The organism is Pseudoclavibacter sp. VKM Ac-2888 (assembly GCF_015351285.1).
Lineage (GTDB): Bacteria > Actinomycetota > Actinomycetes > Actinomycetales > Microbacteriaceae > Pseudoclavibacter.
The window spans coordinates 1926070-1950791 of the sequence record NZ_JADKSM010000001.1 but is presented as its reverse complement, the minus strand read 5'-3'; the positions used below and the strand labels follow the sequence as shown (position 1 = coordinate 1950791).

Genomic DNA, 24722 nt, shown 5'->3' with positions numbered 1-24722 from the left:
CCCGGGGCTGACGACGAGGTTGGCTCCGGGCGTCCTACACTGAACATGTTAGCGCTGCCAGCGGCGCATCCACCGAAACGAGGAACACCATGAGCGGCGCAGACGGCACCAGCGACACCCACCAAGCAGACTCCGGGGCAGGCGGTGGGATCCTCTCCGGGATCCGTGTGCTCGACTGCTCGATCGCCATGGCCGGCCCCTTCGCCGCGCAGCGCCTCGGCGACCTCGGCGCCGACGTCATCAAGGTCGAACCACCAGCAGGCGAATGGCAGCGCCACGCACCGGCCGGAGGCGCGGCGGGCAACGAGATCAACGTCTCCTTCCTCTCCCTCAACCGCAACAAGCGCTCCATCGCGCTCGACCTCAAGTCCGACGACGGCCGCGAAGTGCTGCGAGAGCTCGTCGCCACGAGCGACGTGTTCCTCCAGAACTACCGGCCGGGCGTCGCCGCCCGCCTCGGCGTCGACTACGAGACGCTGCGCGCCATCAACCCCAGCATCGTCTACGTGTCCGTCTCCGGATACGGCGAAGACGGGCCCTACAAGATGCGCCCAGGCCAGGACCTTCTGCTCCAGGCCATGAGCGGTGCCATGCTCTCCACGGGCCGCGACGGCGAACCCCCGCAGGCCGCCGGCCAGTACCTCGTGGACGCCATCACCGCATCCACCGCCTTCGAAGGCGTGCTCGCGGCGCTCTTCCACCGGGAGCGCACGGGCGAAGGTCAGCTCGTGACCGTCAACATGCTCGACGCCATCACGACCCTGCAGATGCAGGAGCTGTCCGTGTTCACCGCAGGCGGTGTGCCCCAGCAGCGCAGCGCCGAACCGCACGCGCACGTCTACATCCGCTCGCCCTACGGCTCCTTCGCGACCTCGGACGGCTTCATCGTGCTCGCAATGCCCGACCTCGAGGAGCTCGGCCGCACGATCGGGGAGGACAGCTTCATCGGCCTCCACACGCTCGACGACTCGTGGCGCCTCCGCGACGAGGTCTTCGCCAAGACCGCCGCCCGCCTCGCGACCGACACGAGCGCGCACTGGCTCGACGCCTTCTCGAAGACCTCGATCTGGGCCGGCCCCGTGTACGGCTACGCCGACCTCGTCGCCGACCCGCAGATCGCGCACAACGGCACCTTCGTCGAATACGAGCACCCGACCGAAGGGCTCGTCAAGACCCCGGGGTTCCCCTACAAGTTCTCCAAGACGCCCGCCCGCATCGACCGTGGCGCGCCCCTCACCGGCGAGCACACACGCGAGATCCTGGGCGAGCTCGGTCACGCCGCCGCGCACATCACTGAGCTCGCCGAGCGCGGCGCCATCGCCGTGCGCGACACCCTCACGAACGTGCAGGAGCACCTCGACGGGGCCGTGCTCGCCGACGGCGCCGTCCTGCCGGGCGGATCGGACGCGGCGCTGCCGGGACAGGGCGCACCGGAGAGTGTCGCAGCGGCCGCCCCCGCGGCCGCCCCGGCGCCGGCCCACGCGGAAGCCGCCGGGGAACGATCATGAGCGAGAGCTCGCCGTCTTCCCCGGACACCAGCACGGGCGGGGCCCGCTACCGGGGCCTCACCTGGGACCACCCCCGCGGCCGGAACGCGCTCGAAGCAGCGGCAACGCTCACCGCCGCAGCCCCTGGAAGCCGACAGGCGCTGATCGAGTGGGACGCGCATCCGCTCGAAGGCTTCGAATCGGCCCCCATCGCCGAGTTGGCCGAGCGCTACGACCTCATCGTGCTCGACCACCCCCACCTCGGCGAAGCGCTCGCGAGCGGCTCGTTCGTGCCGCTCGAGGAGATCTTCGACGCCGCCTTGCTCGACCGCGTGGCCGCCGACGCCATCGGCCCGAGCTTCACCTCCTACTCGCTCCAGGGCTCGCAGTGGGCGCTGCCGCTCGACGCCGCGACGCAGGTCTCGGCCGCCAGGGCCGACCTCCTCGCGGGCGAGATTCCGACCACCTGGGACGACGTCCTCGCCCTCTCGGAGCGCACCAGCGTGGCCCTCTCGCTGGCTGGCCCCCACGCCTTCCTCACCTTCGCGTCCGTGCTCGCGGGGGCTGGCGCGCCGCTTGCCGACGCCCCCGACTGTGGCTCCCTCTTCTCCTCCCGCCGCCTCGCCCGCGACGCCTTCGAGCTGCTCGCGACCATCGCCCGCCGCTCACCCGCGGCGACGCACAGCGAGAACCCCATCGCCCTCCTCGAGCGCATGAGCAGCACCGACTCGCTCGCCTACGTGCCGCTCGTCTACGGCTACGTCACCTCCTCCTCACCCACCCTCCAGTTCCGGGATGCACCCCGCTGGGGCACCTCCGCCCGCCTCGGCTCCACGATCGGCGGGACCGGCATCGCCATCTCGAGACGCTGCCGCGTCACCCCGGAGCTCACCGCCCACCTCGCGTGGCTGCTCGACGCAGAGACGCAGCGCACCTTCATCCCGGAGCACGACGGCCAGCCCGGCCTCCGCTCCGCCTGGCACGACGACGCCGTCAACGAGGCCTCGCACGACTTCTACGCCAACACCGCGACGACCATCGAAGAGTCCTGGGTGCGGCCCCGCTACGACGGGTACATCGCCTTCCAGACCGCGGCGTCCGCGCTGCTCCGCGACGCGCTGCTCGGCGACGCCTCCTCGTCGATCGACGCTGCAGCCTCGTCAGCCCCCGCCGAGCGGTGCCTCGACGCGCTGGATGCGGCCTTCGCTGCATCCACGCGCATCGATGCCCCAGCCGCGCGCATCCACCCAGCCGCCCCAACCACCTCAGGAGTCACCCCATGACCGGCAGCGTTCCCCAGCTGGAGACCGACGAGATCCTCGTCGACCTCGACGGCTTCACCGCGACCGTCACCATCAACCGCCCCGCGAAGCTCAACTCGGTGACGCAGGAGATGTCCGACGCCCTCGTCAGCGTCGCGACCTGGGCCAACGAGAGCGACGACGTGCGGGTCGTGATCCTCACCGGGGCCGGCGAGCGCTCGTTCTGCGCGGGCAGCGACATCCGCTCCCTCGACAAGTACGCGACCCCGTGGGACTTCCGCAACCGCGAGGACTACTGCGACGCACTCCGAGCGCTGCGCAAGCCCATCATCGCCGCCATCAACGGCTACGCCTTCGGTGGCGGACTCGAGACGGCCATGATCTGCGACATCCGCCTCGCCGCCGACACCGCGTCGCTCGCCGCCCCAGAGATCAAGCTCGGCTGGATCGGCGGCGGCGGCATGGCCTCCTTCCTCGCCCACTCGGCCGGCGCCAGCAACGCCGCCCTCATGCTCCTCACCGGCGACCCCATCTCCGCGCAGCAGGCACACGCCTGGGGCATCGTTTCCGAGGTGCTGCCGGGGGAGCAGCTGCTCGCACGCGCCCGTGAGCTCGCCGCGACCATCGCATCCCGCCCGCCCATCGCCGCCGAGACGGCGAAGGCCAACCTCCGCGCCTCGTTCAACATGGGCCAGGACGCGGCCGTCGCCTACGAACGCGACCTCCAGACCATCACCTTCGCGACCGCCGACGCCGACGAGGGCCGTGCCGCCTTCGCCGAGAAGCGCCAGGGCACCTTCCGCCGCCGTTAGCCACGGCTCGCGTCATGCTGCCGCACGTCCTGTCCCACCCCGCCGCACCTCGTCTCGTCTCGTCTCGTCTCGTCTCGTCTATCCCGTCCCGTCCCGTCCCGTCCCGTCCCGTCCAGTCCCGTCCCGTCCCGTCTCCGAGTCCTCGTCCACCCCACCAGCCCCCACCCCACTTTCGATTCGGGATGGCTTTCACGCCTCGGGATGGGATGCAAACCATCCCGAAGCGTGAAACCCATCCCGAATCGGGTGGCGCACGGCACGCCACGCGACGCCTCGCCACGCCACCTCCGGCCCGGACTCGAGGACCTCGCTTGACCCGCCCACTTTCGATTCGGGATGGCTTTCACGCCTCGGGATGGGATGCAAACCGTCCCGAAGCGTGAAACCCGTCCCGAATCGGGTGGCGCATGGCACGCCTCGCCACCGCACGCCTCGCCACGGAACGCCACGCCACGCCACCGCACGCCACGCCACCTCCGGCCCGAACTCGAGGACCTCGCTTGACCCGCCCACTTTCGATTCGGGATGGCTTTCACGCCTCGGGATGGGATGCAAACCGTCCCGAAGCGTGAAACCCGTCCCGAATCGGGTGGCGTGCAGACCCGAGACCCGAGACCCGAGACCCGAGACCCACGCCCCACGCCCCACGACAATCTTCACGACCAGAACCTCAGGAGCTCACATGACATCGCAGCAGACGGCAGCAGGCCAGCAGGCGGCAGCAGGATGGTCGGGCAGCGCAGCCCAGGCGCTCCCGGCCGACGGCACGACCGGCACTCTCGTCGGTCGCGTCTGGGACCCGGCCGTCGGCGGCCCGTCTCCGGTTCTCGTGACCGAGGCGGGCGTGCTCGACCTGAGCCGGACGTTCGCGACGGTGAGCGACATCACCGAGGCCCCCGACCCGGCCGCGGCCGTGCGGGCTGCGGCAACGGATGCGCCCAGCCTTGGGTCGCTCGAGGAGCTCTTCGCGAACACGGAGCCCGACACCCGCGACGAGTCGAAGCCGTGGCTCCTCGCCCCCGTCGACCTCCACGTGCTGAAGGCAGCCGGCGTGACGTTCGCGGTCTCCATGATCGAGCGGGTCATCGAGGAGCGGGTGCGCGGCGACATCGAGGCGGCGGCACGGATGCGCGAGCAGATCCTCGCCGAGATCGGCACGGACCTCGCGAGCCTCAAGCCAGGTTCGGAGGAGGCGACGGCCCTCAAGGCGTACCTCGTGGGAGAGGGCCTGTGGAGCCAGTACCTCGAGGTCGGCATCGGACCCGACGCGGAGATCTTCACGAAGGGCCCGACGCTGTCCGCGATGGGCACGGCCGTCCAGGTGGGCGTGCACTCCTCCTCTGAGTGGAACAACCCGGAGCCGGAGGTGGCGCTGCTCATCGCATCCACGGGCGCGATCGTGGGCGCGACGCTCGCGAACGACGTGAACCTGCGCGACATCGAAGGCCGTTCGGCGCTGCTGCTGCCGAAGGCGAAGGACAACAACGCGTCGTGCGGACTCGGCCCGTTCATCCGTCTGTTCGACGGCGACTTCGACCTCGACTCGGTGCGGGGGATGACCGTGGAGCTCGACATCGTGGGCCTCGACGGCTTCACGCTGCACGGGTCGTCGGACCTCGCCCAGATCTCCCGCGACCCCGCCGACCTCGCCGCCCAGCTGCTCGGCCCCCACCACCAGTACCCGGACGGGGCCGTGCTGATGCTCGGCACCATGTTCGCGCCCATCGTCGACCGCGATCAGCCCGACCACGGCTTCACGCACCACGCCGGGGACGTCGTGCGCATCTCCTCACCTGCCCTCGGTAGTCTGGTGGGCCAGGTACAGAGCAGTGAGGGGTGTGCGCCGTGGACATTCGGGATCGCAGCGCTCATGCGCAACCTGGCGGCCAGAAGGCTGCTGTGACCAGGCGGTCGACGCAGAAGGTGACGCTCACCGACGTCGCCGCGTCTGCGGGCGTCTCGCCGCAGACGGTGTCGCGGGTGCTGCGGACGCCGGAGCTGGTGTCCGCTGACACGCTCGAGCGGGTGCAGTCGGCGATCGGCGCGCTCGGCTACGTGCCGAACCTGGCCGCGTCGAACCTCGCGTCGAACCGGTCGATGACCGTCGCTGCGATCGTCCCGTCGATCTCCGCGTCCGTGTTCGCGGATGCGCTGCACGGCTTGGAGGCGATGCTCTCGCCGTTCGGCTATCAGCTGTTCATCGGCACGACGGGGTACAGCCCCGAGCATGAGGAGGAGCTCGTCCGCGCGTTCCTGGGGCGTCGGCCGGATGGCATGTTCATCGTCGGCGCCCAGCACACGGATGCGGCATCGACGCTGCTGCGTGCATCCGGGATCCCCGTCGTCGAGGCGTGGGATTCGAGCGAGAACCCCGTCGACAACCTGATCGGCTTCTCCAACGAGGACGCCATCCGCGCGCTCGTCGAGTATGTGCAGGGCAAGGGGTACGAGCATCCGACGTTCGCGGGCTCCTTCCAGTCCGGCGACTTCCGCGCCGCGGCGAGACGCGAGAGCTTCGAGGCCTCGGTCGCCGAGCTGTACCTGGGCGAGCCGGTGCGGGTCGTCGACTCCGGGGTCGCGTCGGTGGACCTCGAGACTGGCCGTGACCTGCTCGACGCGGCGCTCCGCGAGCATCCCGAGACCGATGCGCTCATGTTCGCGAGCGATGTCTTCGCGGCGGGTGCCGTGCTGGAGTGTGCTCGCCGCGGGGTCTCCGTGCCGGGTGAGCTCGCGGTGACGGGGTTCGGCGACTTCGAGTTGTCGTCGCACCTCACGCCCACGCTCACGACGGTGGCTGTGCCGAACCGTGAGATCGGCACGAAGGCGGGCGAGCTGCTGCTGGCGCGCATGAGTCGTGGTGGCGCGGATGCTCCCCAGGGGGAGACGGTCGACCTCGGCTTCGAGATCGTGGCCCGCGAGAGCGCCTAGCCCCCGCCGCGCCCCCTTCCCCCCTCCCCGCCCGCGCACTTCCCCCTCGCGCTGCTCTTCTCGCCGAGGGCTGAGTTGTGGTCGTTTTGCGGCCGTCTTGACGACCACAACTCAGCTCTCGGCGCGCGCGGGCGGGCGCGGCGCTCGCGCGCGTCAGCGGCCGCGGAGGTCCTTGCGAAGGATCTTCCCCGAGGCCGACTTCGGGATGACGTCGATGAACGCGACGGCCCGCACCTTCTTGTGGGGCGCGACGTGGCCCGCGACGAAGGCCTCGACGCCCGCCTCGTCGAGGGGCGAGCCCTCGCGGCGCACGACGAATGCCTTCGGGATCTCCTGCCCGTCGGCATCCAGCGCCCCGACGACGGCCGAGTCGGTGATGTCGGGGTGCGTGAGCAGCAGCGCCTCGAGTTCGGCGGGCGCGACCTGGTAGCCCTTGTACTTGATGAGCTCCTTGAGCCGGTCGACGATGGTGAACTCGCCGAGTGGGCCGACCGTGGCGATGTCGCCGGTGTGCAGGAAGCCGTCGCTGTCGACCGCCTCGTGGGTGGCGTCGTCGCGGCCGAGGTAGCCGAGCATGATCTGGGGTCCGCGCACCCAGATCTCGCCCGGCTCGCTCTGCCCGTCTTCGACTGCGTCGATCTCCTTGCCCGTGTCGACCGAGACGAGCTTCACCTCCGTGTTGGCGATGGGCACGCCGACGGACCCGAGCGACATGCCGGTCTCCGTGGGCGGCAGCACGTGCGTGACGGGGCTCGCCTCGCTCATCCCGTAGCCCTGCCTCGTGCGGGTACCGATGCGGTCGGCGACGGCTTTCATGAGGGCGGCGTCGATGGGGGCTGCTCCGGAGAAGACGGACCGCACGCTCGACAGGTCGAACGTGTCGATGAGCGGATGCTTCGCGAGGGCGACTGCGATGGGCGGCGCGATGAACAGGTACGTGCATCGATGCGTCTCGATGATGCGGAGGAACTCGCCGAGCTCGAACTTCGGCATGGTGACGAGTCTGGCCCGCTTCTTGATGGCGATGTCGAGGAGCACGGTCATGCCGTAGATGTGGAAGAAGGGGAGGAGCGCCAGCACGACGTCGTCGTCCTCGACGTCGAGGACGGGGTAGGTCTGCACGACGTTGGCGACGAGGTTCGTGTGGCTGAGCATGACGCCCTTCGGCTTGCCCGTCGTGCCGGATGAGTAGGGGAGCACGGCGACGTGCGTGGCGGGGTCGAAGCTCACCTCTGGGGCGGGGAGTCCCGCGCCGAGCAGCTCGCGGAGGTCGTGGTAGCCCTCTGCGCCGTCGAGGACGATGATGGCGTCCTGCTCGAGGCCGGCGGCGATGGCGCCGGCGTGCGCCTGCTGGAGGAGGGGGCTCACCGTGAAGAGGAGCTTCGCGCCGGAGTCGCGCAGCTGCGTCTCGATCTCCTCCGCGGTGTAGAGCGCGTTGATGGTGGTGGCTGTCGCGCCGGAGCGGAGGATGCCGTGGAACACCGATGCGAAGGCGGGCACGTTCGGGCAGTGGAGGGCGACGACGTCGCCGAGTCCGAGCCCGCCCCCGGCGAGCGCGCCCGCGATGAGCTCGATGTGCTGCTTGAGGGTCCCGAAGGTCGTCTCGGCGCCGGTGGTGCCGTCGACGATCGCGGTGCGGGCGGCATCCGCTTCGCTGAGCTCGGAGAAGAGGAAGTCGAAGACCGAGACGTTCGGGATCTGCTCGTCTGGGTAGGGGCTCTTGAACACGGCGATCTCCTTTGATCGATACGCGGGCGGCACGGCGGGCGGATTGCGCCCGTCCGCGCCTGTCAGGTGGGTGCACGTCTCGCACCCGCTGCCCATACTGCTGACCGCAGATGGGAGCAACCCCAGCGACCCGCTCAGGAGGACGCCGACGGCGGGTTACTCCGCAGGCGCGACGGCGGCCACGGCTTCGATCTCCACGAGCTGGTGGTCGTAGCCGAGCACGGTGACGCCGAGGAGGGTGCTCGGGACGTCGTGGTCGCCGAACGCGTCGCGGACGACCTCCCACGCGGTGACGAGGTCGGCTTGCGAGGTGGATGCGACGAGCACGCGGGTGCTGGCGACGTCGCTGAGCTCGGCCCCGGCTTCGGCGAGGGCGACGCGCAGGTTCTCGACGCACTTGGCTGCCTGCCCGGCGTAGTCCCCGATCGCGGCGGTCGTGCCGTCGTCGTTGAGCGGGCAGGCGCCGGCGGGGAAGATGAGGCGGGCGCTGGGCTCGACGGCGGAGGCGTAGGCGTACTCGGCGGCGTCGCTGAGTGTGCTGGCTCGGATGAGGGAGACGAAGGTCGACACGGGTGTTCTCCTGCGCTGGATGCTGGTCGGACGGGGGAGACGCTTCGGGTCGGCGGTGCGACGGGGAGGTGCGCTTCGCGGACTTCCGGAGCACAGAGAGCGTACCCACGTTCTGGGGGCGACGCAGCCGGCACGCGAGGTTGGCGAACGGTCAGGGCTGCGGCGAGGGGAGTCCTCGCCGCACCACCCCGCGGCAGAGTTGTGGCCTCCTGTCGCTCCCGGGGGCGGGAACAGCAGGAGGCCACAACTCTGCGCCAGCGAGGCGGAATGCGGGCTAGCCGCGCTTGCGTCCGTAGAGGGAGATCACGACGAGGATGATGGCGCCGTAGATGAGCTGCTGCACGTTGGAGCCCAGGTTGAGGACGGTGACGAGCGTCGCGACCTGGCCGAGCACGAGCGCGCCGCCGACCGTGCCGACCACCGATCCTCGGCCACCGAAGATGGATGCTCCACCCACGACGACTGCGGCGACGGAGGAGAGCAGGTAGCTGTCGCCCATGGTCGCGGACGCCTGCTGGAAGTAGCCGACGATGACCATGCCGGCGAAGGCGGCGAGCATGCCCGAGATGACGTACCCGGTGATGCGGATGCGGTCGACGGGGAGGCCTGCGAGCCTCGCCGTCTCGGGGGCCGCACCGACGAGGAAGAGGGAGCGTCCCCATCCGGTGTAGCTGAGGACGAGCTGCAGCACGACCATGAGCACGAGTCCGAGGGGGAGGACCGCGGCCATGGAGAGGCCGAGGACGCTGATCTGCGCGGAGGTGATCGCCGTGATGAAGTCGGGGATCTGCGTCAGCTCGGAGAAGTTGAACTGCAGCAGGATCACGCCGAACAGGAGGCCGTTCATGGCGATCGTCGTGACGATGGGGGTGAGGCCGAGCTTCGCGATGACGAGCCCGTTGAGGAGTCCGATGACGGCGCCTGCGAGGAGCGCGCCGAGGAACGCGCCGAACGGGCCGAGGGGGCCGACCATGGCGAGGAACGACAGCGCGGAGAACGCGATCGTGTTGGGGACGGACAGGTCGATGCCGGCCTGGATGACGGCGAACGTCTGCCCGAACGAGGCGATGGAGAGGATGATCGCGAAGGTCGCCGTGCCGATGAGCGACTCGATCGTGATGAGGTTCGGGCGGATGATGCCGCCGATGAGGAACAGCACGAGGAACGCGACCAGCGGCCACACGCTGCGTGGGACTCGCGCGAGCAGCGACTTGGACGGCGCGTATTCGACCTCGTGGTCGCCGGGGCCGGGGGCTCCCGCGCCTGCCGTCCCCGCGTTGCCGACTGCGGCCGGAACTGTTGCGGTCATGACCGTGCTCCCTTCCGAGCGAACGACAGCTTTCGCCAGACGACGGGGATGCCCACGACCGAGACGATGATGAGCGCCGAGATGACGTACTGCCAGTACGAGTTGATGCCTGCGAAGAAGAGCAGGTTGCCGATGAGGCCGAGGGTGATGCCGGCGAGGATGGTGCCGAGGATGCTGCCGCGTCCGCCCGTGAAGCTGGCGCCGGCGAGGGCGACGGCGGCGATCGAGGAGAGCAGGTAGGGGTCGCCGCTTCGCGGGTCGCCGGTCATGGTGGAGCCGGCGAGCATGATGGCACCCGTGGCGGTGAGCACGCCGGCGATGCCGAAGGCGGCGAGCTTCGTGAGGCGGGCGTTGAGGCCCGCGGCGCGGATGCTGTCCATGTTCGATCCGACGCCGTAGATGTGCCTGCCGAGGGCGCTGCGCTGCAGGACGAACCAGAGCAGCACGGCGATGATGGTCAGCCAGACGAGGGCGACGGGCACGAAGGGGATGGCCTCGCCGCTCGTCGCGAGGTGGAACTCGGTGGTGATGTTGCCGCCCGGCCTGTCCATGACCTCGCGGGCGAGCGAGCCGAAGATGAAGGCGCTCGCCAGCGTCACCGCGATGGCGGGGAGTCCCCCGTAGGAGACGAGGAATCCGTTGAAGAGGCCGCAGGCGAGGCCGGTCGCGAGGCCGAGGAGCACGGCGATGGGGATGGGCACGACCTCGGTCTGGGCCGCGAAGACCACGTTGGAGAGGCTCATGATCGCGCCGATGGAGATGTCGATGCCGCCGACGAGCACGATGAGCAGCTGGCCGAGCGCGACGAACGCGAGCGGCACGACGAGGTTCGCGGCCGTCTGCAGCTGGAAGCGCGTCAGCAGCTCCGGGTTGATGATGAGGTAGACGATCAGGAACACGACGAACGCCGCGGCGGGGGCGAACGCGCCCTCGCGTCGCAGCCTGACGAGTCCCTGTCGGCGCGCGACGGCCCGGGTGACCGGCTGCGCCGGCGGCGGGGTGACGGTGGCGGTCATCTGCTGCTCCTCGCTGTCTTCTCGCGCGCTGCCCTGCCGCGCGTTGGCGTCTTCGCGGCTTCGCTCGCCGCTTCCTCGAGCTCGGCGGCCGAGACGGTCTGGATGCTGCCCGTCACGCCGACAGCGGCGCCGACGATCGCATCCGCGGTCAGTCGCTCACCGGCGAGCTCGTCGGTGATCTGCCCGTTGTAGAGCACGAGCACCCGGTGGCACACATGCACGAGCTCCTCGACCTCGGTGGAGAACCAGAGGACTCCGACACCCTGCTTCGCGAGGTCGACGATCGCGCCGTACAGCTCCTGCTTGGCACGCACGTCGATGCCGCGCGTGGGGTCGTGCAGCAGGATGACGGACCGGGAGCGGTTCATCCACCTGCCGAAGACGAGCTTCTGCTGGTTGCCGCCGGAGAGCGAGCCGGCCGCTTCGAGGGGGCCGCGCGTTCGCACGGAGAGGGCGGCGAGCACGCCGTCGAGCCAGCCGCGCTCGCGGGCGAGCCGTGGCTTGCCGCCGAGCTGCCAGGCCTTGAACCAGGGCGCGAGGAGGTTCTCTCCGACGCCGAGCTCGAGCGCGAGCCCTTCCTTCTTGCGGTCTTCCGGCACGTAGCCGAGGCCGCGGCGCACGCCGCGGACGGGCGTGAGGCGGGTGACGGACTCGCCGTCGATCGTCCACGAGTCTGCCGTGGCGGCGGATGCGCCGAACAGTGCGCGCAGCAGCTCAGCCTGCCCGTGCCCCGCGAGGCCGCCGATGCCGACGATCTCGCCGGCGCCGATGGTGAGGGAGATGCCGTGCACGCCTTCGGCGCGCAGCCCTTCCACGTCGAGGACGTCGCCCTCGCGGGTCCGGGCGGGCGGGTCGGGGAAGAACCGCTCGGCCTTGCGGCCGGCCATGAGCGAGATGAGCTCGTCGTCGGTCCAGGAGCCGCGCGAGAACTCTCCCGCGAGTCCGCCGTCGCGCAGCACGATGCCGCGGTCTGCGATCTCGGCGATCTCCCCGAGTCGGTGCGACACGTAGATGACGCTGCCGCCTCGTGCCGTGAGCTCGCGGATGCGGGTGAACAGCCACTCGACACCGGGAGGGGTGAGGGCGGATGACGCCTCGTCGAGGATGAGCAGCTTCGGCTCGCCGGCGAAGGCGCGTGCGATCTCGACGAGCTGCCGGTTGGCGAGCGAGAGGTCGGAGACGAGCGCCCGTGGGTCGATCTGTGGGAGGTCCAGCGAATCGAGCAGGGCGATCGCCGCGCCGATCGCCTTCTTCTGCGAGAAGCCGCGCAGCGGCGCCCCGTCCGGGAGGCTCAGGTTCTCGGCGACGGTCCATTCGGGCACGAGCGCCAGCTCCTGGAACGCGCAGCGCACGCCGGAACGACGCGACAGTCGCACGCTCCCTGAGGCGAGCGGCGCATCCTCGACCGTGATGGTGCCGGACGTGGGGGTGACCGCGCCCGCCAGCACCTTCGCGACGGTGCTCTTTCCCGCGCCGTTCTCGCCCACGAGGGCGAGCACCTCGCCGGGGTGGCAGACGAAGCTCACCCCCTGCACGGCCTTGACCGGGCCGTAGCTCTTCACCAGGTCGGTCGCGACGAGGAGCGCCTCGCCCGACCCCGCGTTCCCGGTGCGTGCCGGCCGGGTGGCTTCCGCCTGCCCGGGCGCCGCGGCGGCGTCCGCGGCGCCCACTTCACTTGCATTCATGACTCGATGTGTCCTCGCTGATCGGTTCGAGTGAGAGCTGGCGGCAGCCCTGCTGGTGAGGGCTGCCGCGGTGCCCTAGGACCCGGAGTAGTACTCCATGACGTCCTCGAGCTTCAGGTCGAGGCCGGGGAAGTCGTAGCCGAGCTGGAAGTTCGCGGGGCGATCTTCGAGGCAGTAGTCGGCGGCGTTCTCCGTGGTGATCTCGAGCGGCGGGAAGAACTGCTCGCGTTCGATCTCCTGGCCTTCGAGGAGCAGGACGGCCTGCTCGAGGCCCTTCGCGTAGATCGACGGCTGGCCGAAGATCATGTTGCCCGTGAAGCCCTCGGGGGCGTACTCGACGAGGGCGCAGGCCTCGCCGTTGTAGCCGGAGCCGCCGACGGTGGGGACGAAGGGGATGCCGGCGGCCTTGTAGGCCTCGGCCACGCCCTGGCCTCCCGTGAGGAAGGAGTAGACGCCGCCGATGTCCGGGTTGGAGCGGAGGATGTTGGCCATCGACTCCTGCGCGGTGGCCTCGTTCCAGCCGTTGGTGTCCTGGGCGACGACGGATGCGCCGCCGGCCTCGAGCGCGTCGATGACGCCCGGCATGGAGCCCTCGTTGAGGGGGACGCCGGCGAGGCCCTCGAGCACCGCGACGTCCTTGTTGTCGGTGAGGTTCTCGAGCAGCCATTCGGCGCCGATGGTGCCGGCGCTCGCCCAGTCGGTGGAGACGGTGTAGACGTCCTCGCTCTCGTAGGGCCCGCCGTTGGCGATCACGGGGATGCCCTGCGCGGTCGCCTGCGCGATGGCGGGGTCCGCGCCGCTGGAGGAGGCCGGGTCGAAGAGGATGAGGTCGACGCCGTCGGCGATGAGGTTCTGCATGGCGGCGTTCTGCTGGGCCGCGTCGTTGTCGTCGGTGCGCACGATCTTGAGCTCGACCTTGTCGATGTACTCGGGGGAGTTCGCGAGCGCCTGGAGGGAGGCGAGGCCCATCTCGCGCCAGGCCTGGCCGCCGAGGGGCTGCTGGAAGCCGATGACGAACTTGCCGTCCTCGCCTCCCGCGGAACCGCCGCCACCTTCTGCCGGTGCGCTCGTGCATCCGGCGAGGAGGACCACGGCGGAGGCCGTGGCGACGAGTGCTGTGCCCATCCTGAAGCGCGATTTGGGTCGACGAGTGTGCATGATTTCTCCTTTGAAATCTGGCGGATGCTGCTGGCGGCGTGAGTGGGGTGGAGGGCCTCTGACCGAGATCCGGGGCTGTTCGCCAGCTTGCTTCGTGACACTAGCCCAAAAATGGCAGCGCTACCAGTAGCGCTGCCAAATTGGCTGTGGACAGTTATCCGAATGCGGTCGCCAAGCCGGTGGCGGGTCTCCGTGAGCTGTCCCGCGCGTCTTGCCGCCCATGTCTGCTGGGGTGGGGGATGGGGCTGAGCGGATGAGGGGACTGCGGCCGGGCGGGGCTGCGCTGAGTAGTGTGGCCAAGGACGAGGGGATGCGACGTGAGATCACAAGCGGAGATTCCAGAGGCCGTCGGCGCGAAGATGCGAGCGCGGCTCCAGGAGACGCTCGCGCGATGTGCCGAGCTGCTCGGTGGCGGGGCGGATGCACGCGCCGAGTCGAGCGAGAATGCGGGTGCTGCCGCATCCACCGGAGCATCCACCGCGGCACCCACACACCCAGCGCCCGAGCCGACCTCGGGTGCCGCCGAGAGCATCGGCGAGGCGTCCCGGCACGAGTGGGTGGCGCCGCCGATGCACTCCGACGCGGCGATCCGCGCGCAGACCGGGCAGGGATGGGACGACTGGATCGACGCGATCGACGCGGGTGTGGGGCGCGACGCGGCGCATCCGCGCATCGTCGAGTGGGTCATGGCGAACTCGGCGCAAAACGGCTGGTGGAGCCAGGGCATCGCGGTCAGCTTCGAGCGCATGACGGGCCGGCGTCTCGCGGGGCAGATGCCGGACGGCACGTTCACGGCGAACCGCTCGCGAACGCTGCCCGTCGACCGCGAGGTGCTCAGGGCGCTGATCGCCGACGACGCGGCCCGGGATGCGTTGCTCGGCTTCGAGACGGAGTTCCGCTCCAAGGTCGCGTCGAAGACCTACAAGGTGCTCATCGCTCGCGACGCGCAGCCGTTCGGTGGGCTCCTGTTCACGTTCGACGCTGCACCGAACGGGCGCACGAAGCTCGCGATCGCGCACGAGAAGCTGCAGGTGGTCGACGAGATCGAGCTGTGGAAAGCCCACTGGGGCGCATGGCTTGACGCCCTCGAGCTGGCCCTCTCCTAGCCCCCTCCCTCCCTCCTCTCCCGAACGTCGAAAGCGGACTTGTGGTCGTCAAACTCGAGGTTTGACGACCACAAGTCCGCTTTCGGCAGAGTTGAGGGGTGGGCGTAGCGAGGGATGCGGCTAGCGCGTTGTGCGCTCCGCATCCGCTGCCCCGTCGGCGCCGGCGACGAGGTCGTCACCAGCGTCGTCGGCGTCGGAGCCACGGAGCCGGGCGATGCCGCTCATGAGGTGGTAGACGACGAGCGTCGCCACGGTGCCGAGGACGATGCCGCCGAACGTGACCTGACCGCTGTTGATGGTGAAGTCGCCGATCGCGACGATGAGGCCGACGCCCGCCGTGAACTGGTTGGTCGGTGACGAGAAGTCGACCTTGTTCTCGAGCCAGATGCGCACGCCGATGATGCCGATCAGGCCGTACAGGGCGGTGGTGATGCCGCCGAGCACGCCGCCGGGGACGCTCGCGATGAGCACTCCCACCTTGGGCGAGAGGGCGAGGAGGATGGCGGCGATCGCCGCGACCCAGTATGCGGCCGTCGAGTAGACGCGGGTTGCCGACATGACGCCGATGTTCTCGCCGTACGTGGTCGTGGGGGAGCCGCCGCCGAAGCCGGAGAGCACGGTCGCGAGGCCGTCCGCGAGCAGCGCGCGGCCGGCCATGGGGTCGAGGTTGCGGTTCGTGAGCTGGCCGACGCCCTTCACGTGACCGACGTTCTCGGCGATGAGCGCGAGCACGACGGGCACGAACATGAGGTAGACGAGGAGGTGCTCGGCGGCGAAGACGGGGGCCGTGAACGTGGGGAGCCCGACCCACGCGGCCTCGTCGAGCCCGGCGAGGTCGACCTGGCCCATGAACGCGGCGACGATGTAGCCGACGACCACGCCGATGAGGATCGACAGGCGACCGATCATGCCCTTGAAGGCGACGGCGACGACGATGACCGTCAGCAGCGTGATGGAGGCGACGATCGGGGAGGCTTCGAAGTTGTTCTTCGCGGCGGGTGCGAGGTTGAAGCCGATGAGGGCGACGATCGTTCCTGCCACGACGGGCGGCATGAGCAGGTTGATCCAGCGCGTGCCCGCGAGGTTCACGATGAGGCCGACGACGGCGAGGAGCGCGCCGACGACGATGATGCCGGCGAGGGCGACGCCCTGCCCGTCGGATGCGACGGCGGCGAGGATCGGCGCGATGAACGCGAACGATGAGCCGAGGTAGCTGGGCACCCGGTTGCGGGTGATGAGGAGGAACAGCATCGTGCCGATGCCGGAGAACAGCAGCGTCGTCGATGGCGGGAAGCCGGTGAGCAGCGGCACCAGGAATGTCGCTCCGAACATCGCGACGACGTGCTGCGCGCCGAGGCCGATGGTGCGCGGCCAGGTGAGCCGCTCCTCGGGGAGCACGATGTCGCTCGCGGGGACGTTCTTGCCGTCTCCGTGCAGTTTCCAGGGCAGTGCCACGGTGGTCTCGCTTCCAGGTCGTTCGGCGGGGTTGGGCCTGCGCGGGGGAGCGGCGCGTGACCTCTACGAGATTAGGGGATCGGGTGAGGGTCGGCGCGCCCGGGGTCGCGGCGGGGTCGGTCGCTGCGTTCGGTGCGCGCCTCGCCGGTCTCGCGCGCTGACTACGCTTGTCCCTGTTAACGCGAGCAGCACGATCAGGGGAGCCGCATGAGCGACAGCCACGAGTCCGCAGGCGATCACGAGCAGGCGGGAGCTGGCGACCTCGGTCACGCGGCGGCTCCGGCCCGCGCGACGATGGTCGCGCCGACGAGACGCGGCAGCGGCTCGACGTTCAAGGAGCGCATCGACACGTTCTTCGAGATCACGCATCGGGGCTCGAGCGTGCCGCGGGAGATCCGCGGCGGACTCGTCACGTTCATGACGATGGCCTACATCGTCATCCTGAACCCGCTCATCCTCGGCGGCTTCTCTCAGGACCAGGCCACGCTCGACGTGGAGGGCGGTTGGCTGCAGGCCTCGCAGGTGGCGGCGGTCACGGGGCTCACGGCGGGTGTGATGACGATCCTCTTCGGTGTCATCGCGAACCTGCCGTTCGGTCTCGCAGCGGGGCTCGGCATCAACTCCTTCCTGGCCGTCAACGTCGTGCAGCAGGTGACGTGGGCTGAGGCGATGGGGCTCGTCGTCATCAACGGCCTGGTCATCGTGGTGCTCTCGGCGACCCGTCTGCGCGAGATGATCTTCCACGCCGTGCCGCCGCAGCTGAAGACGGCGATCACGGTGGGCATCGGCCTGTTCCTGGCCTTCATCGGGCTCGTGGATGCGGGCTTCGTCACGTCCTCGGGGAACGCGTCGCCGCCCGTCCAGCTGGGTGTCGGCGGCTCGGTGACGACGGTGCCGACGCTCATCTTCGTGGTGGGGCTCATCGTGATGGGCGTGCTCATGGCGCGCCGCGTGAAGGGCGCGCTGCTCATCGGAATCGTCGGCACGACGGTCGTCGCGGTTGTGGTCGAGGCGATCATGAAGCTCGGCCCGGCGTTCGAGAACGAGGGCGGATGGTCGCTCAACGTGCCGGTGCTGCCGACGCAGATCGTCTCGGTCCCGGACCTGGGCCTGATCGGCGCGTTCGATTTCGGCGCGTTCGAGCGCATCGGCGTCCTGGCGGGCGTGATGCTCGTTTTCACGCTCGTGTTCACGAACTTCTTCGACGCGGTCGGCTCCCTGACGGGTCTCACGCGCGAAGCGGGCCTGCAGGACAAGCAGGGCAACTTCCCTCGCCTCAAATCGTCGCTGGTCGTCGAGGGCATCGGCGCCGTCGCGGGTGGCGCGACGTCGAGCTCGTCGAACACGATCTTCGTCGACTCTGCGGCCGGAGTCGGCGAGGGGGCCCGCACTGGCCTCGCGAGCGTCGTGACGGGCGTCATGTTCCTGCTCGCGATGTTCTTCACCCCGTTGACGCAGATCGTGCCGCTCGAGGTGGCCGCCGCGGCGCTGGTCGTCGTCGGTGTGCTCATGGTGTCTCAGGTGCGCGAGCTGAAGTGGGACGACTTCTCCGTCGCGCTCCCCGTGTTCTTGACGATCGTCATCATGCCGCTCACCTACTCCATCGCGAACGGCATCGGCGCCGGCTTCATCTCGTGGGTGCTCGTGCAGACCCTCACGGGCAAGGCCCGCAAGGTGTCTCCGCTGCTGTGGATCGTGGCGGTCGGCTTCCTCATCTACTTCGCCCGGGGCCCCATCGAGGGCATGTTCGAGTAGTCCCGCTCGGCTGGCTGGACGCGTCCATCCCGTGACGTGACGCGCACGAGTCGGCCGGCTGCGCGGCACGCCGCAGCTGGCGTGCGCGGTGGGAAGCTGGCACTCCACTCGTCCCTCCCGAACGCCGGAGCAGCTCATGGACTCAGCCGCTGGACCGAACACGACCCCCCGAGGCCTCTCCGTCTCGGATCCGCTCGTCGAAACGCGAGACGGAACGCTTCGCGGGTCTTCAGGCGGACGCACCGAGCGCTGGCTCGGTGTCCGCTATGCGCAGGCGCCAACAGGTGATCGCCGCTGGCGTGCCCCGGTGCCCGTGGAGTCGTGGGCGGGAGTGCGGGACGCACGAGCCCTTCCGCCGATCGCCCCGCAGCTTCGCATGAAGGCTGTCGACATGGGGGAGCGAGCGATGACGGATGAGGACTGCCTGTTCGTGAACGTGTGGCGCCCAACGGCGGCCGGTGAACCTGGTGCGGCCCCGCGGGCCGTCATGGTGTGGGTACACGGCGGCGCGTACGTGATCGGAGGAACCTCGGAGCCGATCTACGACGGGGCGGCGCTGGCGGAGCGCGGCGACCTGATCGTCGTGTCGCTCGGCTACCGTCTCGGCGGTCTCGGATTCCTCGAGCTCTCGACGCTCGAGGGAGCAGAGCAGGCGTTCGATTCGAACCTCGCGATGCGGGATGTTCTCTGCGCGCTCGAGTGGGTGCAGACGAACATCGGCGCGTTCGGAGGTGACCCCGAACGGGTGACGGTCTTCGGGGAGTCAGCTGGTGCAGGCATCGTCTCGACGTTGCTCGCGACGCCGTCAGCGCGGGGCCTGCTCTCCGCGGCGATCGTCGAGAGTTCACCGGCGACGAGCATGTACGGCCTTGCACGAGCGAAGGTCGTGGCCGAGCGATTCGTCGCCAAGCTGGGCATCGACGATGCTGCCGCGCTACGTGCGCTCCCGGTCTCGAGCATCATCGAGACCTCGGCCGAGCTGTTCGCTGAGATCCCGACCGAGTTTCCAGGGACGCTTGCGTTCGCGCCTGTCGTCGACGGAGATCTGGTTCCGGAGCATCCAGTGACGGTGCTCAGCGAGGGCCGAGGGCTGCCTGTTCCGCTCATCATCGGAACGAATCGTGATGAGGCGACGTTCTTCAAGGCCTCGAACTCACCACTGCTTCCGGTCGGTGAGCAAGCGCTGACGACCATGATCACCTCCATCGCCGCCGAGAACCCCACCGTCGAGATGCCAGACCGCGAGCACATCCTGGAGGCCTATGAGGGCGTGCGGCAACGGCTTGTGGGCCTCGGCGTGGTGAGGGATGTGGCCTTCCGGATGCCGACGGTGTGGATAGCTGAGGGCCATTCGCGGATCGCCCCCACGTTCCTCTACAGATTCGACTTCTCGACACCGCTGTTGAGAGTGCTCCGACTCGGCGCGACGCATGCGTCCGAGCTTTCGCTCGTCTGGGGCAACCTCGACACGGACCCTCGTGGACTGGCGTACAAACTCGGCGGGCGAAGGCAAGCCGGGGAGGTGTCTGACCGGATGCTCGCCCTCTGGACGTCGTTCGCGCGCGAGGGGCGGCCCACCGACGGGGGCTTGCCGGGCGCGGTGCCGTGGCCCGCGTTTGGGGCGGCCCGCTCGACCCTCGTCATCGACCACGCAGATCGGGTCGTCGACGACCTCGACGCGGACCTCCGTACCGCCTGGGGCGACCGGGCTTTCTCGCTCAGCTGAGCCGGGACCGGCGCCGGACGTGCGCTAGTACTGACCCGGGTACGATCCGCCGCCGCCGGCCGGACCGTAGCCCTGGTTCGCCGCGTACGCGCCGGCCCCGGCGAGGCGAGCGTTGGCTTCGCGCACGAACTGCGGGATGAGGAAGAGCTCGACGATGACCCAGATCGCGACGCCGAACATGAGCAGGAGTCCGATGCCGAGCCACGAGGTGGCGATTCCGACGAGGTACAGGACGAGCTGCGTGATGGCGATGCCGGTGCGCCCCAGATAGAAGTTGTGGATGCCGAGCCCGCCGAGGAAGATCGCGAGCACGTAGGTGATGCCGACCTCCTTGCCTCCGCTGACCACGACGGTCTGCTGGTAGAGCATGGGAGCCCCGGTCGCCTGCGACTGCGCTGGCGCGTACTGGCCCCACTGCGCGCCGTCCCAGTAGCGCTGTCGTCCTGTCGGGTCGGGGTACCAGCCGGCGGCGGGCGAGGATGGTGTGCCGTTCGCCTGCGACGATCGCGACTGGCCGTCGTCGGGCTGCGAGGCGTACGGGTCCGTTGGAACGAGGCTCATCGGGCACTTCCCTGCTGTCGAGTGGATGCGCGTCTCATGCTACCGAGCACCACCGACAATGCGCGGGCTGGCCTGTGAAATCGCGCCCGGACGCCCGGCGCGAGCTACGAATGCGCTTCGGGAGCGCGACGGAGCGCGCGGCGCACGAGCAGGCCCTCGGCGATGAGGAGGGCGGCGACGATCGCGGCACCGAGGAGGAACCAGAGCACGGGGCCGACGACGTCCCCGGAAGCCCAGAGCAGTTCGCGGTCCTCGGTCTGCCAGGGCCAGAGGGCGCGGAGCGAGCCCGCCATGAGGCCCGTCATGAGGGCCAGCGTCACGCGGCGGTGCTTGGAGAGCAGCCACAGCAGCACCTGGACGAAGAGGGCGAGGCCCGTGATGGCGCCGACGGCGAAGATGGCGACGTACCCGAGGTCGAGCGAGTTGAGGGCCCGCAGCGTCGGCTCGTACATGCCGGTCGTGACGAGCACGAAGGAGCCGGAGACACCGGGCAGGACCAGCGCGCAGACGGCGACGGCGGCGGAGACGAAGATGGCGAGCGCAGATGGGTCGGCGTCGTTGGCCGAGGGGAGCCCCGTGAGCACGAAGCTCAGGACGGCGGCGGGCACCGCGATGGCGTAGTCCCGCAGCTGCCAGCGGGCGCCGAGCATCCGCGCCGGGACGATGAGGGAGACGGCGATGAGTCCGGCGAAGAGCGCCCGCGAGGGGATGGGGTGCGCCTCGATGAGCGGGGCGACGAGGCGGGCCGCGACGACGAGGGCGACGAGCATCCCGATGCCGATCGGGAGCACCATTCCCCACCTCACCTGCGCGAAGTGCTCGCGAGCCCGGTTCAGGCCTCGGCGGCGCAGCGTGTCGGCGACGGCGCGGACGACGCCCCGCACGAGGTGGCCGGCCGAGTCGATGAGGGTCTCGTAGACGCCGATCAGCAGCGCGATGGTTCCACCGCTCACGCCGGGGATGATCTCGGTCACGCCGATGAGCGCGCCCCGAAGCAGATTGGCGAGGACGTTGAGCGCTGACAAACCGGCCCTTCTCGGGCGCCGGGGTCGGAGCGGCGCCGGATGCACGTGCGCCGGGTGACGCGGCGCAAAGCCCCCAGTCTGCCAGGCGCGGTGGGTGACCGCACCCGAGCCGGTCTTGTGCAGGCGGCCCCTGGCGCCCGCCTCTGGTCACTATTCACAGGGGATGCACACCATCCGCCCACACTCAGCCCGGCCGGGTTTCGCGCGCGTAGCGTGTCCGCCATGTCCCTCGAAACCAGTCCCGAACAGGTGAGAACGCGCCGTCGTCGCCTCCGCGAGTCCGTTCCGGCGGGCCTCGCCGGGATCGGCGCGGCGGCCCTCGGCGTCGGCCTCGGAGAGCTCGCGGCTGCGTTCCTGCAGACCACCGCGAGCCCCATCGTCGCGGTGGGCGCGCTGCTCATCGACCTCGCCCCGCCGTGGGCCAAGGACACCGCGATCGCCCTGTTCGGAACCGCGGACAAGATCGCGCTCATCGCGCTCGTCGCGGTGGTGCTCGTCCTCCTCGCAGCGGTCGCCGGGGTGCTCGAGTCGCGGCGCCCGCCGTGGGGACGGGTCGTCCTCGGACTCATCGCCGCCATCGGCGCCGTCGCTGTCGCCACCCGCACTCCCTTCTCTCCGCTCGACACGGTGCCTCCGCTGCTCGCGATGGTCGTCGCCGTGCTGACGCTGCAGTTCCTCGCCAAGACCCTCGACGGTGCTGAGCAGCGCGCGCGTCAGCGGTCCCGCGAGGCGGCCGTCGCGGCGACGCGGAGCTCCGCGGTCGGAGCGACGGGCCGTGCCGCTGCGTCCGACGGGGACGAAGACCTCGACGTTCGCGGGGACGCGACGCCCGCCGGAGTCGATCGCCGCCGCTTCCTGATCTACACCGGTGCCTCCGTCATCGTCGGTGCCATCGCCGCGGCATCCGGTGCCGCACTCTCTGCCGGGACCCGCGCCGTCACGGCGGTGCGTGAGGCCATCGCGCTGCCGCAGGCGGCCGTGCGCGCCGCGGCGGTTCCCGCCGGAGCCCAGTTCGAGATCCCCGGTCTCCCACCGGTCGTCACGCCCAACGAGGACTTCTACCGCATCGACACCGCGCTGAGCGTGCCGCTCGTGAACCCGGAGGGCTGGTCGCTGCGCATCCACGGCCTCGTCGACAACGAGGTCACGATCACCTGGGACGAGCTCCTCGCCCTGCCGCTCGAAGAGAGCATCACGACCCTCATGTGCGTGTCGAACGAGGTCGGCGGCGGCCTCATCGGCAACGCCCTCTGGCTCGGCTACCCGCTGCGCGAGCTGCTGAAGCGCGCTGGACCACAGGCCGACGCCGACATGGTGCTCTCGAAGTCCGTCGACGGCTGGACGGCGAGCACCCCCATCGGCGCCCTCACCGACGACCGCAACGCGATCCTCGCGGTCGGCATGAACGGCGAGACCCTGCCAGCCGAACACGGATTCCCCGTGCGGATGGTCGTGCCAGGCCTCTACGGGTACGTCTCGGCGACGAAGTGGGTCGTCGACCTCGAGGTGACGCGCTTCGACCGCGTCAACGCGTACTGGACCGACCGCGGCTGGAGCGCGGAGGGCCCGATCAAGATTGGCTCCCGCATCGACGTGCCAAGCGGCGGCAGCCTCAACGCGGGCCCCACGACGATCGCCGGCTTCGCGTGGCAGCAGCACACGGGCATCGAAGCGGTAGAGGTGCAGATCGACGACGGGGAGTGGATGCCGACGGAGCTCGCGGCCCCCATCTCCGACGACACGTGGCTGCAGTGGAAGCTCGACTGGGATGCCCCGGCCGGCGAGCACTCCGTGAAGGTCCGCGCCACGTCGAGCGACGGCGAGGTGCAGACGGATGCGCGCGCCAACGTCGTCCCCGACGGCGCGACCGGCCACCACGAGATCACGGTCAACGTCACGGCCTGACGCGTCGCTGTTCTCCTGCCCCTGCTTCCGCCCCCACCCGCACGGAAGTGAGCGAGACGCACCCTCGTCTCGCGAAGAACCTGCATCTGGCTGACGGATGTGCTGCAGCGGGCCGTTGACGGCACCCCGCTAGCCTGGTCGGGATGCCCCCACATTCCGCTCAAGCGCGCCCCCGTCCGTCGACCGTCCGGGATCTGCCGCGTGCCGCGTGGATCTCGGCCCGCGCGTCCACGCCGAACGTCCCGTTGGCGGTGCTGTCGGTGCCGATCTACGCGTTCTCGATCCTGCCGATGACCCTGCGGGGTGGCCTCTACCTCGACAGGACGCGCACGGGAACCGTGCTGTTCGAGCGCCGGAGGCCCATCCTCGACGGGTTTGTCGTCGCGCTCGTGACGATCGCGGCGTTCGTGCTCTGGGTGGCCTGCATCCTGGTCTTCGACGCCACGACCGTGCTGCTGCTCGGCTTCTCCGTCTACGCCGTGCTGCTCGCGGGTGCCGTGATCGCGCTGGTGCAGCCGGGTGGGACGACGCTGTCGGCGTCCGGTCCTGAGACCCCGAAAGGGGATCGGTGGATGGTCGCGGCCCTCGCGCAGCATCCTGGCACGCGGCTGACGGCAGTCATGCTCGCGAGGCGCCTCATCGAGCACGCGCCTGCCGGTTCCGTGCTGGTCGCGGCGGCGACGGATGCACTGCTCGAGCGCTACGTGCGGGCCGGCTTCACCGCGGGGCGGGCGCGGCGTGTCTACCGCCTGGCGCCTGCGCAGACATAAAGAAACCCCGCCATGTAGAAGCTAGGCGGGGTTTCAGTGGCTCCGACGGGCGTCGATCCCGTGACCTCACGATTTTCAGTCGTGCGCTCTACCAACTGAGCTACAGAGCCGGAGGCCGAGGCCTCGTGGCGACGCACTGATGTTCGTCACCGTTGCAAATTGCCCTCTTCGAGAAGAGGGCAAGATGCTTGGCGACCCTGACGGGACTTGAACCCGCGACCTCCGCCGTGACAGGGCGGCGCGCTAACCAACTGCGCTACAGGGCCTTACTGTGGTGTCTCAGCCGGGGCTGATTCATCCGTATTCGATTGCGACAGTTCAATGTACAGCATCTCAGCACCTGGTGTTGTCACGACCGTGACCCCAACGGGATTCGAACCCGTGTTAACGCCGTGAAAGGGCGCCGTCCTAGGCCGCTAAACGATGGGGCCGAGTGCTTGTAGCTGACTTGACTACCGAGAGAA

General features: G+C 69.8%; 19 protein-coding genes and 3 tRNA genes. 10 read left to right on the top strand and 12 right to left on the bottom strand.

The window, feature by feature from the left end; genetic code table 11:
- Positions 1–89 precede the first annotated feature (89 nt).
- The 5 genes from ITJ61_RS09230 to ITJ61_RS09210 all read left to right on the top strand — a co-directional run bounded on the left by ITJ61_RS09230 (position 90) and on the right by ITJ61_RS09210 (position 6489).
- Entirely contained in the window at positions 90–1508 is a 1419-nt protein-coding gene (locus ITJ61_RS09230; protein ID WP_194686014.1) for a CaiB/BaiF CoA transferase family protein, read from the top strand.
- Entirely contained in the window at positions 1505–2770 is a 1266-nt protein-coding gene (locus tag ITJ61_RS09225; protein WP_194686013.1) for an extracellular solute-binding protein, read from the top strand. Before ITJ61_RS09230 ends, ITJ61_RS09225 begins: the two co-directional genes overlap by 4 nt.
- A complete protein-coding gene (locus tag ITJ61_RS09220; protein WP_194686012.1) occupies positions 2767–3561 on the top strand; it encodes an enoyl-CoA hydratase/isomerase family protein in 795 nt (264 codons plus the stop codon). The genes ITJ61_RS09225 and ITJ61_RS09220 overlap by 4 nt, the downstream gene beginning before the upstream one ends.
- A gap of 682 nt (positions 3562–4243) precedes the next feature.
- Entirely contained in the window at positions 4244–5464 is a 1221-nt protein-coding gene (locus ITJ61_RS09215) for a fumarylacetoacetate hydrolase family protein (protein ID WP_104244997.1), read from the top strand.
- A complete protein-coding gene (locus tag ITJ61_RS09210; RefSeq protein ID WP_323744324.1) occupies positions 5461–6489 on the top strand; it encodes a LacI family DNA-binding transcriptional regulator in 1029 nt (342 codons plus the stop codon). The genes ITJ61_RS09215 and ITJ61_RS09210 overlap by 4 nt, the downstream gene beginning before the upstream one ends.
- Positions 6490–6642: 153 nt before the next feature.
- Here the strand turns inward: ITJ61_RS09210 and ITJ61_RS09205 are convergent, their stop codons facing one another.
- The 6 genes from ITJ61_RS09205 to ITJ61_RS09180 all read right to left on the bottom strand — a co-directional run bounded on the left by ITJ61_RS09205 (position 6643) and on the right by ITJ61_RS09180 (position 13955).
- Entirely contained in the window at positions 6643–8217 is a 1575-nt protein-coding gene (locus ITJ61_RS09205) for an AMP-binding protein (protein WP_219820172.1), read from the bottom strand.
- 156 nt (positions 8218–8373) lie between these two features.
- Positions 8374–8787 carry a RidA family protein gene (locus tag ITJ61_RS09200; protein ID WP_104244985.1) on the bottom strand — a complete coding sequence of 138 codons (414 nt, stop codon included), beginning with the start codon at positions 8785–8787 and terminating at the stop codon, positions 8374–8376.
- A 274-nt stretch (positions 8788–9061) separates the two neighbouring features.
- Complete coding sequence (locus tag ITJ61_RS09195) at positions 9062–10096, bottom strand: ABC transporter permease (protein ID WP_194686011.1); 1035 nt, start codon at positions 10094–10096, stop codon at positions 9062–9064.
- Entirely contained in the window at positions 10093–11112 is a 1020-nt protein-coding gene (locus tag ITJ61_RS09190; RefSeq protein ID WP_194686010.1) for an ABC transporter permease, read from the bottom strand. The genes ITJ61_RS09195 and ITJ61_RS09190 overlap by 4 nt, the downstream gene beginning before the upstream one ends.
- Positions 11109–12797 carry a sugar ABC transporter ATP-binding protein gene (locus tag ITJ61_RS09185; protein ID WP_194686009.1) on the bottom strand — a complete coding sequence of 563 codons (1689 nt, stop codon included), beginning with the start codon at positions 12795–12797 and terminating at the stop codon, positions 11109–11111. Before ITJ61_RS09185 ends, ITJ61_RS09190 begins: the two co-directional genes overlap by 4 nt.
- A 75-nt stretch (positions 12798–12872) precedes the next feature.
- Positions 12873–13955 (bottom strand): substrate-binding domain-containing protein, encoded by a 1083-nt coding sequence (locus tag ITJ61_RS09180; RefSeq protein ID WP_104244993.1) that lies wholly within the window; start codon positions 13953–13955, stop codon positions 12873–12875.
- Positions 13956–14272: 317 nt separating this feature from the next.
- Here ITJ61_RS09180 and ITJ61_RS09175 point away from each other — a divergent pair, with 317 nt between their 5' ends.
- Entirely contained in the window at positions 14273–15061 is a 789-nt protein-coding gene (locus tag ITJ61_RS09175; protein ID WP_194686008.1) for a hypothetical protein, read from the top strand.
- 120 nt (positions 15062–15181) lie between these two features.
- On the opposite strand, the gene ITJ61_RS09170 is transcribed toward ITJ61_RS09175, so the two are convergent.
- Entirely contained in the window at positions 15182–16516 is a 1335-nt protein-coding gene (locus ITJ61_RS09170; protein WP_104305849.1) for a uracil-xanthine permease family protein, read from the bottom strand.
- A gap of 294 nt (positions 16517–16810) precedes the next feature.
- Here ITJ61_RS09170 and ITJ61_RS09165 point away from each other — a divergent pair, with 294 nt between their 5' ends.
- Positions 16811–18271: an NCS2 family permease gene (locus ITJ61_RS09165; RefSeq protein ID WP_104240336.1), complete on the top strand. Its 1461-nt coding sequence runs from the start codon at positions 16811–16813 to the stop codon at positions 18269–18271.
- Between the two features lie 136 nt (positions 18272–18407).
- The gene (locus ITJ61_RS09160) at positions 18408–19997 is read left to right on the top strand and encodes a carboxylesterase/lipase family protein (RefSeq protein ID WP_194686007.1); all 1590 of its coding nucleotides are present in this window, start codon (positions 18408–18410) and stop codon (positions 19995–19997) included.
- 24 nt (positions 19998–20021) lie between these two features.
- Here ITJ61_RS09160 and ITJ61_RS09155 read toward each other — a convergent pair whose 3' ends face one another.
- Positions 20022–20558, bottom strand: coding sequence for an NINE protein (locus ITJ61_RS09155; RefSeq protein ID WP_194686006.1), 537 nt, complete (start codon positions 20556–20558; stop codon positions 20022–20024).
- A 104-nt stretch (positions 20559–20662) separates the two neighbouring features.
- Complete coding sequence (locus tag ITJ61_RS09150; protein WP_194686005.1) at positions 20663–21583, bottom strand: DUF368 domain-containing protein; 921 nt, start codon at positions 21581–21583, stop codon at positions 20663–20665.
- 222 nt (positions 21584–21805) lie between these two features.
- On the opposite strand from ITJ61_RS09150, the gene ITJ61_RS09145 reads away from it, so the two are divergent.
- Entirely contained in the window at positions 21806–23488 is a 1683-nt protein-coding gene (locus ITJ61_RS09145; protein ID WP_194686004.1) for a molybdopterin-dependent oxidoreductase, read from the top strand.
- Between the two features lie 143 nt (positions 23489–23631).
- Positions 23632–24258 (top strand): hypothetical protein, encoded by a 627-nt coding sequence (locus ITJ61_RS09140; RefSeq protein ID WP_194686003.1) that lies wholly within the window; start codon positions 23632–23634, stop codon positions 24256–24258.
- 37 nt (positions 24259–24295) lie between these two features.
- On the opposite strand, the gene ITJ61_RS09135 is transcribed toward ITJ61_RS09140, so the two are convergent.
- The 3 genes from ITJ61_RS09135 to ITJ61_RS09125 all read right to left on the bottom strand — a co-directional run bounded on the left by ITJ61_RS09135 (position 24296) and on the right by ITJ61_RS09125 (position 24689).
- A tRNA-Phe gene (locus ITJ61_RS09135) sits at positions 24296–24368 on the bottom strand.
- 79 nt (positions 24369–24447) lie between these two features.
- A tRNA-Asp gene (locus ITJ61_RS09130) sits at positions 24448–24524 on the bottom strand.
- A 92-nt stretch (positions 24525–24616) separates the two neighbouring features.
- A tRNA-Glu gene (locus ITJ61_RS09125) sits at positions 24617–24689 on the bottom strand.
- Positions 24690–24722: the final 33 nt, after the last annotated feature.

Coding starts and splice junctions, on each gene's coding strand:
- ITJ61_RS09230 (WP_194686014.1), top strand. CDS start 90: ATGAGCGGCGCAGACGGCACCAGCGACACCCACCAAGCAGACTCCGGG.
- ITJ61_RS09225 (WP_194686013.1), top strand. CDS start 1,505: ATGAGCGAGAGCTCGCCGTCTTCCCCGGACACCAGCACGGGCGGGGCC.
- ITJ61_RS09220 (WP_194686012.1), top strand. CDS start 2,767: ATGACCGGCAGCGTTCCCCAGCTGGAGACCGACGAGATCCTCGTCGAC.
- ITJ61_RS09215 (WP_104244997.1), top strand. CDS start 4,244: ATGACATCGCAGCAGACGGCAGCAGGCCAGCAGGCGGCAGCAGGATGG.
- ITJ61_RS09195 (WP_194686011.1), bottom strand. CDS start 10,096: ATGACCGCAACAGTTCCGGCCGCAGTCGGCAACGCGGGGACGGCAGGC.
- ITJ61_RS09190 (WP_194686010.1), bottom strand. CDS start 11,112: ATGACCGCCACCGTCACCCCGCCGCCGGCGCAGCCGGTCACCCGGGCC.
- ITJ61_RS09185 (WP_194686009.1), bottom strand. CDS start 12,797: ATGAATGCAAGTGAAGTGGGCGCCGCGGACGCCGCCGCGGCGCCCGGG.
- ITJ61_RS09180 (WP_104244993.1), bottom strand. CDS start 13,955: ATGCACACTCGTCGACCCAAATCGCGCTTCAGGATGGGCACAGCACTC.
- ITJ61_RS09165 (WP_104240336.1), top strand. CDS start 16,811: ATGGTCGCGCCGACGAGACGCGGCAGCGGCTCGACGTTCAAGGAGCGC.
- ITJ61_RS09160 (WP_194686007.1), top strand. CDS start 18,408: ATGGACTCAGCCGCTGGACCGAACACGACCCCCCGAGGCCTCTCCGTC.
- ITJ61_RS09155 (WP_194686006.1), bottom strand. CDS start 20,558: ATGAGCCTCGTTCCAACGGACCCGTACGCCTCGCAGCCCGACGACGGC.
- ITJ61_RS09145 (WP_194686004.1), top strand. CDS start 21,806: ATGTCCCTCGAAACCAGTCCCGAACAGGTGAGAACGCGCCGTCGTCGC.
- ITJ61_RS09140 (WP_194686003.1), top strand. CDS start 23,632: ATGCCCCCACATTCCGCTCAAGCGCGCCCCCGTCCGTCGACCGTCCGG.